Source organism: Methylobacterium sp. Gmos1, from assembly GCF_053764715.1.
The window spans coordinates 63,616-78,826 of the sequence record NZ_JBSNCC010000018.1 but is presented as its reverse complement, the minus strand read 5'-3'; the positions used below and the strand labels follow the sequence as shown (position 1 = coordinate 78,826).

Sequence of the window (15,211 nt, the reverse complement as noted above, 5' to 3'; positions counted from 1 at the left end):
AAATAATGCATAGTCGGCACCCGCGGCGGAACGGGACCTCGATGCGGGTCGGCCACAAGATCTTCCTGGTCGGCGGTCTGCCGATCGCCATCGCGGCGCTGATCGCGCTCGCGGGCTGGCTCCTGCTCGCCCAGGCCGGGAAGGCCCGCGACGGCGCGGTGCTGGCGGGCGCGATCTACCGCACCCTCACCCTGTCGACGACGGTGCGCGACGAGTTCGTGGCGGCGCGCCCGGCCGAGCGCACCGACCATGCCGAGCGCTTCGCCCGCCTGACGGCCGAGTCGGCCGGCTCCCTCGACGACCTGCGCCACTACGCCCGCACCCCGGACCAGGCCGCGCGCATCGAGGCGGCGCGCGACGCGCTGCGGGACTCGATCGAGCAGATGCAGGCCCTGGTGCGGATCACCCGGGAGAATGACGGGCTGATCGCCGAGATGGCCGCCCGCGCCGATGCCCTGATGAGCCTCGCCGACCAGGCCCGCGACCGGCAGCGCGCCGCCAACACCGACCTCGTCGTCTCCCTCACCGACAAGGCCGCCACCCTGCGCCAGGTCCGCGACGTGGTCGGCGCCGTCAACGAGCTGCGCGCCCTGGTGGCGCAGGCCGAGATCGAGGCCGCCAAGGGGTCTGGGACGGGATCCGGGAAGACTCCCGGCGGCGCGCCCTCCACGATGACGCAGGTGCGCAACGCCGCCCGCGACCTCGCGGCGGCGCTCAAGGGCGACCGGCGCGGGCGCGAGGCGGAGGAATTGCTGATCCTGACCGCCGCCTACGAGGCCTGGCGCGGGGCCGAGGAGCCGCGCCCGCTGGCGTCCGGCGGCACGGTCCCTGACCACGCGCCGCTCCCCTCCCCGGTCAACGTCCTCGACGAATGGTGCGAGCGGGTCCTCAAGATCGACGGATCGGCCCAGCGCGCCCTGCACGACGAGGTCACGCAGCTCCTCTCCTACGCGGTGCAGGCCAACGAGACCGAGCAGGCGACCCAGAACATCGCGCTGGAAACCCTCAAGCTCGGCCAGCGCACCGCCGAGGCCCTGCGCCGGCGCGACGTGCCGGCGGCCGCCGCGATGCTGGAGGACGGGCGGCGCCTGTCCGAGACCGCCGCCGCCCTGCCGATCTCGCCGCTGATCCAGGGCGAGATGATCGACGCGATCGACGGCTGGCGCGAGCGCCTGGGCACCACGGTCGAGGGCCTGCGCCGGCAGAACGAGGGCATCGCGGCGATGGACGGCCTGGCGGCGGTGATCGGCGAGACCGCCCGCAGCCTCAACGAGATCTTCATCGACGACGGCGACCGCCTCGGCACCTTCCTGCTGCGCCTGCTGCTCGTCGGCGCCGGCGCGGGCCTGGTGGTCGGCTCGACGGTGGGGCTCGCGGCGGCGCACTCGATCACCGGGCCCCTGCGCCAGCTCCAGCGCAGCATGCTGGCGCTCGCCGCCGATCCGTCCCGGCGCGTGCTCGGAGGCAGGGATTTTGGCGGCGGCGACGTCGGCGAGGCGGTCGGGCGCCGGCGCGACGAGCTCGGCGACATGGCGCGGGCCACCGCGATGTTCGTCGAGGAGATCGGCCGGCGCGAGCGGGCCCTGCGCCGGGCCAAGGAGGAGGCCGACCGGACCCTGGCCGAGCTGCGCCAGACCCAGTCCGACCTGATCCAGGCCGAGAAGCTCGCATCCCTTGGCCAGCTCGTCGCCGGCGTGGCGCACGAGATCAACACGCCGCTCGGCATCGCGCTCACCACCGCGACCCTGGTGCGCGACGAGGCGCGGGATTTCGGCGAGGTGGCGCGGACCGGCCAGCTCTCGCGCTCGCGCCTCTCGCACTTCGTCGAGCGGATGCAGGAGGGCTCGCACCTTCTGACCGCCAACCTCGCCCGGGCGGCGGACCTCGTCCACAGCTTCAAGCAGGTCGCGGTCGACCGGGTGAGCGACGAGCACCGCCGCTTCTCCTTGCGCGAGTGGCTGGGGGAGTTGCTGCGCAGCCTCGGCCCGCTCCTGCGCCGCGGCGGGCACCGCCTCGAACTGGAGGCGTTCGAGGGCGGGGAGTACGAGGTCGACACCCATCCGGGCGCACTCGCCCAGGTTATCACCAACCTCGTCAAGAACGCGGTGGTGCACGCCTTCGCGGACGGGCAGCCCGGGCGCATCGTCGTCGCGGTCGCCCAGGTCCCCGCCCCTCCGGGGGCGGCGGCGCATGACGGCGGCTGGGTGCGCCTCGAGGTGCGCGACGACGGGCGCGGCATCGCGGCGGCGGACCGGGAGCGGATCTTCGACCCGTTCTTCACCACCGCCCGCCACCGCGGCAGCTCGGGGCTCGGCATGCACATCGTCTACAACCTGGTCACCGGGCAGCTCCAAGGCCGCATCGCGGTCGAGAGCCGGGAGGGCAGCGGCACGATGGTGCGGGTCGAGTTCCCGGCCCGCCTCGCCCGGTCGACGTCCGCGCCGAGCTTCGCGCCGGCGGGCGCGGAGAGGCGTGTGGCAGCACAGTAGGGGGCCGTCCCGGATAGGTATTTTATCCTTGTCTGTGTGTACGATACGGCGGGACATATCCGACGGGCGATGGATCGATTCGCCCGGGGCGAGGCGGCAGCGGCGTAGAGGCGGGGGAGCGATGCCGGGCAGGACACGACGAGGCGGCACGGGCGGCCAGGTCGCGGGGCGGCTCCGGGCGTTCCTTCGCGCAAAGCCGGCCCTCTTGACGGTCCTTCTCTGCCTCGCGGCGCTCCCGGCCGCGGCCCGGACGCTGGTGTTCTGCTCCGAGGGCAATCCCGAATCGCTCAACCCGCAGCTCGTCACCACGACGACCGGGATGGACGCGGCCTGGCCGGTCTTCGACACCCTGGTGGCGTTCGAGCCCGGCACCACCACGATCCGCCCGAGCCTCGCCGAGTCCTGGACGATCTCCCCGGACGGGCGCGACTACACCTTCACCTTGCGGCCCGGCGTCGCCTTCCACCGCAACGCCCGGTTCCGGCCGACCCGGCCGCTCTCCGCCGAAGACGTGGTGTTCTCGATCTCCCGGCAGTGGCGGAGCGATCACCCGTTCCACGCCGTCTCCGGCGGGCAATACGCCTACTTTCGCGATCTCGGCCTGCCCGAGCTGATCGAGGCGGTCGAGGCGGTCGATCCCCGCACGGTGCGCATCCGCCTGCGCGAGGCCGACGCCACCTTCCTGCCGAACATCGCCATGACGCTCGGGTCGATCCAGTCGGCGGAATATGCCGGCCTGCTCCTGGCGGCCGGCGAGCCGGAGCGCTTCGACCGCGAGCCGATCGGCACCGGGCCGTTCAGCTTCGTGGCGTTCCAGCCCGACGTCGCGCTGCGCTACCGCGTGTTTCCGGAGCACTGGGGCGGGCGCCAGTCGATCGACAGCCTGGTCTTCTCGATCACCCCCAACGCGGCGGTGCGGCTCGCCAAGGTCCGGGCCGGCGAGTGCCACCTGATGCCGTTCCCCAACCCCTCCGACCTCGAGTCCATCCGGGCCGATCCGGCGCTGACCCTGATGCGCGAGGAGGAGCTGAACATCGGCTACCTCGCCCTCAACGTGCTGCGGCCGCCCTTCGACGACCTGCGGGTGCGCCGCGCCGTCGCGATGGCGATCGACAAGGCGGCGATCGTCGAGGGCATCTACGGCCCGGGCGGCACCGCGGCCCGCTCGCCGCTGCCGCCGAACCTCTGGGGCCACGACCCGGCGCTGCGCGACCCGCCCCTCGACCGGGCGGCGGCGCAGAAGCTGCTCGCCGAGGCGGGCTTTCCGTCCGGCTTCGAGGCCGAGCTGTGGTATCCGCCGGTGAGCCGGGCCTACAATCCCAACGGCCGGCGCGTCGCCGACATGATCCAGGCCGACCTCGCCCGCATCGGCGTGCGGCTGCGGCTGCTCACCGACGAGTGGAGCGCCTACCGGGCCAAGATGCTGGCCGGCGTGCCGGCGATGGCGCTGTTCGGCTGGACCGCCGACAACGGCGATCCCGACAACTTCCTCGGCGTGCTGCTCGGCTGCATCCCGGCCCGGCCCGGCGGCAGCAACGTCGCGCGCTGGTGCGACCCCGCCTTCGACGCCCTGGTGACCAGGGCCCGGCGCCTGTCCGATCAGGCCGGCCGGGCCGCGCTCTACCGGCAGGCGCAAGCCGTCTTCGCCCGCGAGGTGCCGTGGGTGCCGATCGCCCATTCGGCGGTGTTCGTCGCCGCGCGGCGCGAGGTGACGGGCTACCGCATGGATCCCCTCGGCCGGCACCTGTTCCGCGGCGTCGGCCTGAACGGCCCCGAGCCGCGCGGGGCCGCGACTCCCCCGTCTCAGGGCGCCGCGGGCGCCGTGCCGTAGGCCTGCGCCATCTCGGCGATCGCCGCGAGCTTGGCGTGGTAGGCCGACCAGTCGTCGCTGTCGGCGATCGGCGCCCACAGGGCCTCGACCTCGTCGATCAGCATCGTGCAGGGCGTCTCCTTCGAAAAGTACGGGTGGTCGAGCCGCGCCGCCGGATCGGCCGAGAGCGGTTCGAGCGCCCGGCGCACCCGCGCGAATCCCTCGGCCGTGTAATGCGCGGCGGCCGGGCTGCGGGCGGCGCGGGCCTCGCTCGCCAGCCCGCCGTACCAGTCGAAGAAGACCTGCTCGAACGGCGCCCGGCTCTGCTGCAAAAAGGCCCAGAACGCGCCGACGAGGGCGTGCATCAGGGCCTCGTCGGCCGGCACCGCGAGGCCCAGACGGCGCAGGATCGCTCCCGCGAAGGCCTCCTGCAGGGCCGGGCCGTAGGCGTCCATGGCCGCGCCCAGCCGCGCCTCGTCGGAGAGCGGCAGCAGGCACTCGGCGAGCCGCGCGAGGTTCCACCCCAAGGCCTCCGGCTGGCGCCCGAAGGCGTAGAGGCCGTACTCGTCGAAATAGGCGGCGGTGAAGGCCGGGTCGTTGACCGGGGCGAAGCGCCAGGGGCCGTAATCGAAGCTCTCGCCGGTGACGTTGATGTTGTCGGTGTTGAGCACGCCGTGGACGAAGCCCGCCGCCATCCACTGCGCACCCATCCGGGCGACCCGTCGGCAGACGTCGGCGAGGAAGGCCGCCGCCCGGTCGGCCGGGTCGTCGCGCCAGGCCTCGGGTAGGTAGGTGCGCACGGTGTGGTCGAGGAGGCGGAGCAGGTTGTCGGTGTCGTCGTAGGCGCGGAAGCGCTGGAAGGTGCCGATGCGGATGTGCGAGTGGCTGAGCCGCACCAGCACGGCGGAGCGGGTCGGCGACGGCTCGTCGCCGCGCACCAGCGCCTCCCCGGTCTCGATCAGGCTGAACGACTTCGAGGTCTCGACGCCGAGCGCCTCGAGCATCGCGGTGGCCAGCACCTCGCGCACCCCGCCCTTGAGGGTCAGGCGGCCGTCGGCGGTGCGCGACCACGGCGTCTGGCCGCTGCCCTTGGTGCCGAGATCGAGCAGGCGCCCGTCGGCGAGGTCGTGGAGCTGGGCGAACAGGAAGCCGCGCCCGTCGCCGAGATCCGGGTTGTAGCTGCGGAACTGGTGGCCGTGGTAGCGTAGCGCCAGCGGCTCGGGAAAGCTGCCGGGCAGGGGCTCGAAGCGGCCGAAATGCGCGATCCACTCCTCGTCGGCGAGGGCGCCGAGGCCCACCCGCTCGGCCCATGCCTGGTTGCGGTGGCGCAGGATGTGGGCCGGGAAGCGGGCGGGCACGACGACGTCGTAGAAGTCGGGGCCGAGATCGGCGTGGCGGCGCGACGGGCGAAGGGAGGGGGCCGGCATCGGAACCTCGGCGTGTGAAGCGGTGGATGGGCGGGCAACGCGTCGCGGTCTCGGCGGGGTCCCGGGCAGCGTCTCGCCTCGTCCCGTCGAGCCCGGCACACGCAAATCCATGCCCGCAGGCGCGCGGGACCGTGCTCATACGCCACACTGGTGCATCTTGGACACGGGGAAAAGATGCCGAATCGGGCTGTCAATCCGCGCTGCGACGTGAGAAAGTAACCCCTGTCATCGCCACGCGTGGCAGATCCGCCTTGCGGTACGGTCTGAGTTGCGTCAGGAGTGTGGCGGTCATCTTGGTCACCGCAGCCGGGAATGGAACGATCCTGAGGCGTTGGCTGTCAGCGACAGGGCGCACCGGGGTACAAGGGTGGTCGGCGGTTTTTACGTTTTGGCGAGCTTCTAATGGGACGTGGTCGTGATTTCAGGGAGCCGCGCCGTCGCGGCTTCGACGAGGGTGGTGGCGAGCCGCGGTGGCCTGACCAGGCGCCGCAGGGCAGCAGCTACGGCGGTGGCTATGGTGGCGGTGGCGGCGGCTACGGTGGTGGCGGCGGTGGTGGTTACGGCGGCGGCGGCTTCGGCGGCGGCGGCGGTGGCTTCGACCGCGGCGGACCGCGCAACGCCGCCCCCTCGGGGCCGGAGCGTGACGCGACGGTCAAGTGGTTCAACAAGGAGAAGGGCTTCGGCTTCGTCGAGCTCGGCGACGGCTCGGGCGACGCCTTCCTCCACATCCGCGCCGTCGAGGCGGCCGGCCACGCGGATCTGATGCCGGGCACCCGCCTGACCGTCCAGACCGCGCAGGGCCAGAAGGGCCCGCAGGTGACCAACATCACCAGCGTGGACACCAGCACGGCCGAGGCTCCGGTCCGTCGCGACCCCCGTCCGCCGCGTGCCGGCGGCTTCGGTGGCGGCTTCGGCGACCGTCCCGAGCGCGGTGGCGGCGGTGGCCGCTTCGCCTCCGGTCCGTCGACCGAGATGAGCGGCACCGTGAAGTGGTACGATCCGGCCAAGGGCTTCGGCTTCGTCTCGGTGAATGACGGCGGCAAGGACGTCTTCATCCACCGTTCGGCGCTCGCCCGCGCCGGCCTCGAGTCCCTCGCCGAGGGCCAGCCGGTCACCATGGGCGTGGTCGAGGGCATGAAGGGCCGCGAGGCTCAGAGCATCAGCGTGGACTGATCCTCGGTGCGCTGTCGCCCGAGTGATCGATCGACACGGACGGAGCGGTGGCCCCTGGCCACCGCTCCTTTCCGTTTGTGCGCCGTCCTGGCGGGTCTCGCCCTGGCGGGAGCCGTCGCTGCGCCGGCCGCGGCGGCCGAGGACTTCACCGGCTTCTATGCCGGGGTCAATGCCGGTTACGGCTGGGGCAAGGAGCGCCACGCGCCCGCGCGCGGGGGCGCAAGGCCCGGCACACCCCTCCCCGCCTGGAGCGGGCCGCAAGGTGCCGACGGCTTGCCGCCGAGCGCCGCCCGGGCCGCCGACCGCAACCCGGCCCTGTCCTCCGGGGCGAGGGGCGGTACTCGCTGAGAGCGCCAGGCACGCGCCTCGCGTGCGGAGAGCGCCAAGCACGTGCCCCGCGTGCTGAGAGTGCCGAGCACGCGCCTCGAGCGACGACGAAGGGCGCCGCCTTGATCCGGCGGGCGACGTCAGTGTCGGTGACCATCCGTCGGCGCGTCCGGGCTCGCGCCCCGTGATCCCACAGGGAGAATTGATGGCCGTCGGCGACGATGCGGTAGCGCCTGCCCGTCGCGTCGGTCCCCGTCTCGCACCCGGCTGCATCGGTGGTCCGAACCGAAAAATGCTGTAGGGCGACGCTGCCGTGGAACAAGCGGAGGCGTGCGGAACCGCCGCGCTTGTGGCATGGTGCCGGCCGAACCCAACCGGGCTCGGGACTCCTCCACCATGACCAGTGTTCACGACGTCACCCCGGACCAGCTGCGCGGGCTGGAAGCCGCCGGCGAGGCCGCGCTCAATGCGGCGCTCGGCCGCCTCTCGGCCCGCGAGCGCGAGGCCTACTGGGCCTCGGTGCGCCGCGCCTACAACGCGCCCTACAACGACGCGGTCAGGAAGCCGCGGCCGGGACGCGCGGCCGCGCGGGCCTGACCCGGGCCGCATCCAGCCGGGATGGAGGGGCGGATGCCGTCGCGCGGGGCTCGAGATGCGCGGTCGCGGCTCCCGCCCTCCCTGCCGCCTCGCTCCTTCAGAACGGGACGCGCGTCATGAAGAAAGCTGCGATCGCCGCCGTGCTGGTCCTCGGCGGCGCAACGCCCTCGCTAGCGCAATCCTGCGACGAGTTCTGGTACCAGCGGAACATGATCTTCAAGGAGGCGGGCTACTGCTTCAAGACCGCCAGGGCGATCCGAAATTTCGGCAATGCCGGCTGCCGGTACGACGACCAGGCGGAGGTGCCGCTTTCCGCGCGCCAGCGCGCCGAGATCGCCGAGATCGCATCCATGGAGCGGGCGATGCGGTGTGCGCCCTGATCGGCGTTCGGCCTTGAGGTGGTTCGCAGGGCGGGAGAGACGACGTGAGGCGGCGAGAGGCGCCCTCTCCCGTTACGAACCACGACGGTGACCGAGGGGGAAGGTCCGCACGCGGCCCTGTCCGGACGGCCCGGTCCCCTCATCCCTCTTCCGGCTCGAACCCCATCGCCACCCCGTTCATGCAGTAGCGCAGGCCGGTCGGGGCCGGGCCGTCGTCGAAGACGTGGCCGAGATGGCCCTGGCAGCGGGCGCAATGGACCTCGGTCCGGGTCATGAAGAACGAGCGATCGGTCTGGGTCTCCACCGCACCGTCGAGGGGAGCCGAGAAGCTCGGCCAGCCGGTGCCGGATTCGAACTTCGTGGCGGCGTCGAACAATGGCTGGCCGCAGCCGGCGCAGGTAAAGGTGCCGGCCCGTTTCTCCTGGTTGAGCGGGCTGGTGCCCGGGCGCTCGGTGCCGTGCTCGCGCAGCACGCGGTACGCTTGCGGCGTCAGGGTCCGGCGCCACTCCGCGTCGGTGCGGGTCTCGGCGGTGCCGGTCTCGGTCGCGGCCATCGGGCCTCTCCTCGTCGCGTCTCTTCAAGTGACGGGAACACAAGATGGTGGCGGGCACCGCATCCGGCGAGGGGGTGCGGCAGCGCCCCCGGTGCGGGGAGGTCCGACCGTGCCGAGCCAGGCCCGGACGCGCCGACCAAAATGGCCGAGGTCTGGCTTATGGCTGCATCCACATCTGCACGGCGAGCGCCCGGGCGCGGGCGATCCGGATGTGGTCGAGCGTCCAGAACCCGATCGTCAGGGCCCCGGCGAGCAGCGCGACGGGCAGGGCGAGCGCCAGGAGCGGGCTCTGCCGCGGCGGCGTGGTCATGCATCCTCCTCTTCGTCTCGGGCGTCCCCGGTGTCGGGCTCCCCTGCCCTTCGGGAACGCACCCGTCGCCCACAGGTGCCAGCAGGCCGTCCGCCCGCCAAGCGAATTGTCAGCCTGCGAGCGGTGCGAAGAAGCAGAACACGTAAGTCCCGCGGTGGCACCAGTGGTAGCGCCCGTCCTGGCTCGGCCGCACCTTCGCCATCGGCACGAAGATCCCGTGGGTCTGGTAGCCGCCCGGCACCTCGACGGCGTCGGAGATCGGCTCGCAATCCTGGTCCGAGCAGCACTCGAAGGGGTACCAGGAATGCGCGGGCTGGACGAGGGAGAGCGCGGCGACGGCGAGGGCGACCTTCATGTGCGGCGTACCTCCAGCGGTTGAATCCGGGCCGAGCGGGGCCGGATACCGGGAGCGGCACGCCGCGTGCCAGAAGCTGCGGAACAGGCACGGGCGCGTCATCGACGCGCAGGGCGCTGGTGCATCCTCCCCGGTCCGGCGCTCCGACGCGCCTTCGTGGGAGCGATCATCGCGCCGCGCCGGCCGAAAGGGAACGTCACCGGTTGTGCGCGCAGGGATTTCGAAACCGGAACGCGCGCACATCTGCGCGATGCGCCCGTTCGATGCCAGACACGCCGCCCGCTACCCCGTCCTCATCGGCTGCGACGAGGTCGGCCGCGGCGCGCTGTGCGGCCCGGTGATCGTCGCGGCGGTGCATTTCGATCCGGCCGGCCTGCCCCCCGACCTGCTGGAAGCCCTCGACGACAGCAAGCGCCTCGACGCCGCCACCCGCGAGCGTCTGGCGCCGCGGATCGCCGCCGCCGGCCGCGTGGCGCTCGCCGGCGCCTCCCGCGACCTGATCGACCGGATCAACGTGCGCGCCGCCACCCTCGACGCCATGCGCCGCGCCGTCACCCGCCTCGGCCTCGCGGCGGAGGTGGCGGTGGACGGGCGCGACGTCCCCCCGGGCCTGCCCCTGCCCTGCCGGGCCCTCGTCGGCGGCGACCGGCTGGTGCCGCAGATCGCCGCCGCCTCGATCGTCGCCAAGGTGGCGCGCGACCGGCTGATGCGGGCGCTCGCCTCGCGCCACCCGGCCTATGCCTGGGAGCGCAACGTCGGCTACGGCACCGCCGCGCACCGGGCCGCGATGGTGCGCCTCGGCCTCACGCGCCACCATCGGCTGAGCTTCAAGTCGAAGACCTGACATGAGATCCGGAGGTCATCTTCCGTATCTAATGTCACGAGCCCGCGCGGCTCTTGAGCGATGCGGAAACCGAATGAGGCGGCCCATGCGCGGCCGGCGCTTCCGCTTCCCGCTAGGAGCGTCGTAAGCTCCTCCCACGCGCAACGAGCCGAATGGCCGGCGCCGCCAGGGAGGAGACCGACCGTGACCACCACGACCCCGAGGGCCGCCCGATGATGACCCCGATGTCGCGCCGGGTGATGAACCTCGCCCATTTCGTCACCCAGGCCGCCGCCCGGCATCCGGACCGCCCGGCGATCGTCTGGGGCGAGCGCAGCTGGACGTGGAGCGAGTTCGACGCCCGGGTCTCGGCGCTGGCCGGCGCGCTCAGGCAGCGCGGCATCGCCAAGGGGGACCGGCTGCTGGTCCATGCCCGCAACGGCAACGCCATCCTGGAGATCATGGTCGCGGCGTTCCGGCTCGGCGCGGTGTTCGTGCCGACGAATTTTCGGCTGATGCCCGGCGACGTCGCCTACCTCGCGCAGCAATCGGGCGCGGTCGCGTTCCTGTGCCACGCCGACTACCCCGACCACGTCGCCGCCGTGCGGGAGGCCTGCCCGTCGCTGACCCGCGTCGTCGTCATCGGCGAGGGCCCGGCCGCGGGCGAGGCCTACGAGGACGTGGTGGCGCAGGGCGCGGGGAGCGCGGTCGCGAACGCGGCGGTCGAGCACGACGACCCGTGCTGGTTCTTCTACACCTCCGGCACCACCGGCAAGCCGAAGGCCGCGGTGCTGACCCACGGCCAGATGGCCTTCGTGGTCACCAACCACCTCTGCGACCTGATGCCGGGCACGAGCGCGGAGACCGACGCCTCGCTGGTGGTGGCGCCGCTCTCGCACGGGGCCGGGGTGCACGCGGTGGCGCAGATCGCCCGGGCCGTGACCTCGGTGCTGCCGGCCTCCGAGCGCTTCGACGCCGCGGAGGTCTGGGGCCTGGTCGCGCGCCACCGCATCACCAACATGTTCACCGTGCCGACGATCCTGAAGATGATGGTCGAGCACCCGGCGGTCGGGGCCAACGACCATTCCTCGCTGCGATACATCATCTATGCCGGCGCGCCGATGTACCGCGAGGACCAGAAGCGAGCCCTGCGCACGCTGGGCAAGGTGATCGTGCAGTATTTCGGCCTCGGCGAGGTCACCGGCAACATCACGGTGCTGCCTCCCGCCCTCCACGAGGCCGAGGACGGGCCGGCGGTGAAGATCGGCACCTGCGGCTTCGAGCGCACGGGCATGCAGGTGCAGATCCAGGACCCGGACGGGCGCGAGGTCGCTCCCGGTGAGAACGGCGAGATCTGCGTCTGCGGCCCCGCGGTCTTTGCCGGCTACTGGGAGAATCCGAAGGCCAATGCCGAGGCGTTTCGCGGTGGCTGGTTCCGCACCGGCGACCTCGGCTACCTCGACCAGGAGCGCTTCCTGTACATCACGGGCCGCGCCTCCGACATGTACATCTCGGGCGGCTCGAACATCTACCCGCGCGAGATCGAGGAGAAGATCCTGGCCCATCCGGCGGTGGCCGAGACGGCGGTGCTCGGCGTGCCCGACCCGACCTGGGGCGAGATCGGCATCGCGGTCTGCGTCCCGCGCGAGGGCATGGCGCTCTCCGAGGACGACGTGATGGCGTTCCTGTTCGACAAGGTCGCCCGCTACAAGCTGCCGCGCCGGGTGATCCTGCGCGAGTCGCTGCCGAAATCCGGCTACGGCAAGATCACCAAGAAGATGGTGCGGGACGAACTCGAGGCGGCGGGACTTCTCGGCGAGAAGGCACAGGGATGAGCGCGCCCCTGGTACGGCCCTTCGCCACCCTCGCCCAGCCCGGGCCTGCGCGGCCCGAGCGCTGGCTCGCCGCCGGCGGCGCCCCGATCCACCGCGCCTTCGATCTCGCGCCGGGGCATACCCTCCTCGACGCCGTCGGACGACCGCTCACTGAAGCCGGGATGCGGGGCGGCGTGGTGCATCTCTCGGGCGGGGCCTTCTCGCCCTTCTCCTACGTGATGCCGGCGCTGTCGTCGGATCCGCGCTTTGCCGCCTATTACAGCGAGACCTTCCGGCCCGAGGGCACGACCCGACTGGAGCGGGCGAGCGCCACCTTCGGCGAGCGTGATGGCGCCGCGTTCCTGCACGTGCACGGCACCTGGATTGAGCCCGACGGGCGCCGCCGCGCCGGCCACCTGCTGCCGGCGGAGGTGGTGATCGCACAGGCCGTGCGGGTCGAGGTCTGGGGCACGGCGGAGGCGGCCTGGCGGGTCATCCCGGATGCCGAGACCAACTTCCCGCTCTTCACCCCGGTCCCGCTGTCGGGGGCGCAGTCCGGCTGTCTGCTCCTGAAGATCCAGCCGAACGAGGAGATCCATGCGGCGATCGAGGCGGCGGCCCGGACCCATGGTCTCTCGGCGGCGCGGGTGCGCGGCATCGGCAGCATCGTGCGGCCGGCCTTCGCCGACGGGCGGGTGATTCCCACGGATGCCAGCGAGGTGCTGATCCGCGACGGGACCGTGCGGCCGGGGCCGGAGGGCGGCCTCACGGCCCATCTCGACATCGCGGTGGTGGACGTCGCGGGCGCCATCCACGAGGGCGTCCTGTTGCGCGGCGCCAACGCCGCCTGCATCACCTTCGAGCTGTGCCTGACGGCGGAGTGAGGGCGTCGCGCGCGACCGCATAGATGTGCACGAGCTCGTCGCGGTTGCGGGCCGGGGCGTGGATCACCGCCTCGCGCTCGAAGCGCATGCCGCAGGCCCGCATCACCGCGAAGGAGCCGGCATTCTCAGGGTGCGCGCTGGCCTCGATCCGGTCGACGTCGAGCCACGCGGCGGCGACCGGGAGCAGCGCGTCGGCCGCCTCGCGCAGGATACCCCGGCGGTGATGGGCCTCGCCGAGCCAGTAGCCCAGCGTGGCGGTTCGCGGATCGTCGCGGGTCCGGTGCAGCATGATCCAGCCGAGGAGTTCGCCGGTGTCGCGGGCGGTCACCGCCATGGAGAGCGCCTGTCCGGCTTCCGTCAGGGCGTGCGCCATCGCGATCCGCTCCCGCGCCATCGCGACGGTGAAGGGCAGCGGCCAGAAGGCGAGCCACCGGCTCACCGCCGGGGTCATCATGGCGCTCGTCGCCTCGGCGTCCTCGGAGGCGACGAGGCGGAGGTGGAGGCGAGGAGTGTCGAGGGTGGGCGAGGGCTGGCCGGGCATGGCGGCAGGATAGCAGAACTTACCTCAGCGTCAGAATCGATCGTTTGTCGGTGCGGGCTGCAGAATTGCTGTCCGGGGAAAGAAATGGTGCGGCTTTACCACTCCTCCGCAGAGGCAGGTTTGTTCGGGGAAAATCCCGTTTTAGAATCAAGCGCGGGATCCCCTCTCCAGGCGATGCCGGGCTTGCCGAGTGATCCTTGCCCGGTATCGCTGCAAGGTGTGGGAGAGGGGTAGGGGCGATCGAAGATCGCGCAGGGTGACACGGTGCCTGGTTAAACTCTGACGGTTGAGCTGCCAGCACCACGCTCAGCGCTTCACACTGAACCGTGTCACCCTCACGCGGGATCTTCGATCCCCACGGCCCCTCTCCCACACCTTGCAGCGATACCGGGCAAGCCCGGCATCGCCTGGAGAGGGGAGACGCGCCATTTTTTCCCCCGGACAGCCCTGCGCCCGCGGGGAGAGTAGGATTCCAGTGCTACGCTTGGCGATGCCCCTACACCTCAGAACAAGCTGTACTGCCCACCCACTCCCACCGGGACCCGGAACAGGTCCGTCCGCAGCCGCACCCGCTCCGCCGGATACCCGAGCCGCGTCATCGCCACGCGCATCCGCTGGTCCAGGAGGTCGGCATAGGGGCCCGTCCCGGTGAAGCGCCGGCCGTAGGTCGCGTCATAGACCTTGCCGCCTCGCGCCTGGCTCAGCAGCGCGAAGGTCCGTCCGGCCCGGTCGGGATAGTGCTCGGCGAACCAGTCGCGCATCAGGTCGGCGAGCTCGTGCGGCAGGCGCAGGAGCACGCCGCCGGCCTCGCTCGCCCCCGCATCCCGGGCGCGGGCGAGCACGGCCTCGATCTCGTGGTCGTTGAGGCCCGGGATCAGCGGCGCCACCAGCGCCATCACGGGCACGCCGGCTTCCGCGAGCGCCCGGATCGCCGCCAGGCGCTTCTCCGGGCGCGGGGCGCGGGGCTCCATCCGCCGGGCGAGGTCGGGGTCGAGGGTGGTGACCGAGAGCGCGACCTTCACCAGGCCTTGCGCCGCCATCGGCGCCAGGATGTCGAGGTCGCGCAGCACGAGGTCGGACTTGGTGACGAGCCCGACCGGGTGGCGGAAGCGCGCCAGCACCTCGAGGATGCCGCGGGTCAGGCGGTAGCGCCGCTCGATCGGCTGGTAGGGGTCGGTCGCGGTGCCGAGCGCGATGGTGCGCGGCGCGTAGCCCTTCACCGACAATTCCCGCTCCAGGAGCGATGCCGCGTCGGGCTTGGCGAAGAGCTTCGTCTCGAAGTCGAGCCCCGGCGAGAGCCCCGCATAGGCGTGGTTCGGCCGGGCGAAGCAGTAGACGCAGCCGTGCTCGCAGCCGCGATACGGGTTGATCGAGCGGTCGAAGCCGATGTCGGGCGACGTGTTGCGGGTGATGATGCTGCGAGCGCGCTCCAGCGTCACCTCGGTGCGCAGCGGCGGCAGGTCCTCCGCGATCTCCCAGCCGTCGGCGAAGGCCTCGCGCGCGGCCGGCTCGAACCGGCCGCTCGGGTTGGCGGTGGCGCCGCGCCCGCGGCGGCTCTCCGCCGCCAGCGTCGACCCGGCGAGGCGGCGCGACGCCCGTCCGCATCCCGTTTCCATCCCGCCCTCCCCGCGCATCGCGGCCGAGCTTCGAACAAAACAGGAACGAACGCAAGCTCCGGCGGAAATGCCAACGATCGAGGCAGGACGCGCCGCCCGCCATCCGCTATGG

General features: G+C 72.3%; 15 protein-coding genes. 9 read left to right on the top strand and 6 right to left on the bottom strand.

The annotated features are described in order from the left end of the window. Positions 1–41 precede the first annotated feature (41 nt). Together ACS5PV_RS25990 and ACS5PV_RS25985 are read left to right on the top strand one after the other, a co-directional pair. On the top strand, positions 42–2,489 hold the full coding sequence (locus ACS5PV_RS25990) for a sensor histidine kinase (protein ID WP_455398230.1): 2,448 nt from the start codon (positions 42–44) through the stop codon (positions 2,487–2,489). A gap of 205 nt (positions 2,490–2,694) precedes the next feature. Continuing rightward, positions 2,695–4,320, top strand: a complete 1,626-nt coding sequence (locus ACS5PV_RS25985) for an ABC transporter substrate-binding protein (RefSeq protein ID WP_455398229.1) — start codon at positions 2,695–2,697, stop codon at positions 4,318–4,320. On the opposite strand, the gene ACS5PV_RS25980 is transcribed toward ACS5PV_RS25985, so the two are convergent. After that, entirely contained in the window at positions 4,293–5,726 is a 1,434-nt protein-coding gene (locus ACS5PV_RS25980; RefSeq protein ID WP_455398228.1) for a protein adenylyltransferase SelO, read from the bottom strand. The genes ACS5PV_RS25985 and ACS5PV_RS25980 overlap by 28 nt on opposite strands. A gap of 402 nt (positions 5,727–6,128) precedes the next feature. Between ACS5PV_RS25980 and ACS5PV_RS25975 the strand changes: the two genes are divergently transcribed. The 4 genes from ACS5PV_RS25975 (at position 6,129) to ACS5PV_RS25960 (ending at position 8,203) form a co-directional block, all read left to right on the top strand. Then, complete coding sequence (locus tag ACS5PV_RS25975) at positions 6,129–6,899, top strand: cold-shock protein (RefSeq protein WP_455398227.1); 771 nt, start codon at positions 6,129–6,131, stop codon at positions 6,897–6,899. Between the two features lie 75 nt (positions 6,900–6,974). Further along, positions 6,975–7,247 (top strand): hypothetical protein, encoded by a 273-nt coding sequence (locus ACS5PV_RS25970; RefSeq protein ID WP_455398226.1) that lies wholly within the window; start codon positions 6,975–6,977, stop codon positions 7,245–7,247. 375 nt (positions 7,248–7,622) lie between these two features. Then, on the top strand, positions 7,623–7,823 hold the full coding sequence (locus tag ACS5PV_RS25965; RefSeq protein ID WP_455398225.1) for a hypothetical protein: 201 nt from the start codon (positions 7,623–7,625) through the stop codon (positions 7,821–7,823). A 116-nt stretch (positions 7,824–7,939) separates the two neighbouring features. After that, a complete protein-coding gene (locus ACS5PV_RS25960) occupies positions 7,940–8,203 on the top strand; it encodes a YARHG domain-containing protein (protein WP_455398224.1) in 264 nt (87 codons plus the stop codon). Between the two features lie 139 nt (positions 8,204–8,342). On the opposite strand, the gene msrB is transcribed toward ACS5PV_RS25960, so the two are convergent. The 3 genes from msrB to ACS5PV_RS25945 all read right to left on the bottom strand — a co-directional run bounded on the left by msrB (position 8,343) and on the right by ACS5PV_RS25945 (position 9,421). After that, positions 8,343–8,756 carry a peptide-methionine (R)-S-oxide reductase MsrB gene (gene msrB / locus ACS5PV_RS25955; protein ID WP_455398223.1) on the bottom strand — a complete coding sequence of 138 codons (414 nt, stop codon included), beginning with the start codon at positions 8,754–8,756 and terminating at the stop codon, positions 8,343–8,345. 157 nt (positions 8,757–8,913) lie between these two features. Then, positions 8,914–9,066 (bottom strand): hypothetical protein, encoded by a 153-nt coding sequence (locus ACS5PV_RS25950; protein WP_455398222.1) that lies wholly within the window; start codon positions 9,064–9,066, stop codon positions 8,914–8,916. Positions 9,067–9,175: 109 nt separating this feature from the next. Beyond that, positions 9,176–9,421 (bottom strand): hypothetical protein, encoded by a 246-nt coding sequence (locus tag ACS5PV_RS25945; protein ID WP_455398221.1) that lies wholly within the window; start codon positions 9,419–9,421, stop codon positions 9,176–9,178. Positions 9,422–9,671: 250 nt separating this feature from the next. Between ACS5PV_RS25945 and ACS5PV_RS25940 the strand changes: the two genes are divergently transcribed. The 3 genes from ACS5PV_RS25940 (at position 9,672) to ACS5PV_RS25930 (ending at position 12,942) form a co-directional block, all read left to right on the top strand. Beyond that, a complete protein-coding gene (locus tag ACS5PV_RS25940; protein ID WP_455398220.1) occupies positions 9,672–10,265 on the top strand; it encodes a ribonuclease HII in 594 nt (197 codons plus the stop codon). 215 nt (positions 10,266–10,480) lie between these two features. Beyond that, positions 10,481–12,079, top strand: coding sequence for an acyl-CoA synthetase (locus tag ACS5PV_RS25935; protein ID WP_455398279.1), 1,599 nt, complete (start codon positions 10,481–10,483; stop codon positions 12,077–12,079). Next, positions 12,076–12,942, top strand: a complete 867-nt coding sequence (locus ACS5PV_RS25930; RefSeq protein ID WP_455398219.1) for a PCC domain-containing protein — start codon at positions 12,076–12,078, stop codon at positions 12,940–12,942. Before ACS5PV_RS25935 ends, ACS5PV_RS25930 begins: the two co-directional genes overlap by 4 nt. Here the strand turns inward: ACS5PV_RS25930 and ACS5PV_RS25925 are convergent. Both ACS5PV_RS25925 and ACS5PV_RS25920 read right to left on the bottom strand, forming a co-directional pair. Continuing rightward, positions 12,911–13,483 carry a GNAT family N-acetyltransferase gene (locus ACS5PV_RS25925; RefSeq protein WP_455398218.1) on the bottom strand — a complete coding sequence of 191 codons (573 nt, stop codon included), beginning with the start codon at positions 13,481–13,483 and terminating at the stop codon, positions 12,911–12,913. The two genes, ACS5PV_RS25930 and ACS5PV_RS25925, sit on opposite strands and share 32 nt — an antisense overlap. A gap of 503 nt (positions 13,484–13,986) precedes the next feature. Beyond that, entirely contained in the window at positions 13,987–15,099 is a 1,113-nt protein-coding gene (locus ACS5PV_RS25920; protein WP_455398217.1) for a PA0069 family radical SAM protein, read from the bottom strand. Positions 15,100–15,211: the final 112 nt, after the last annotated feature.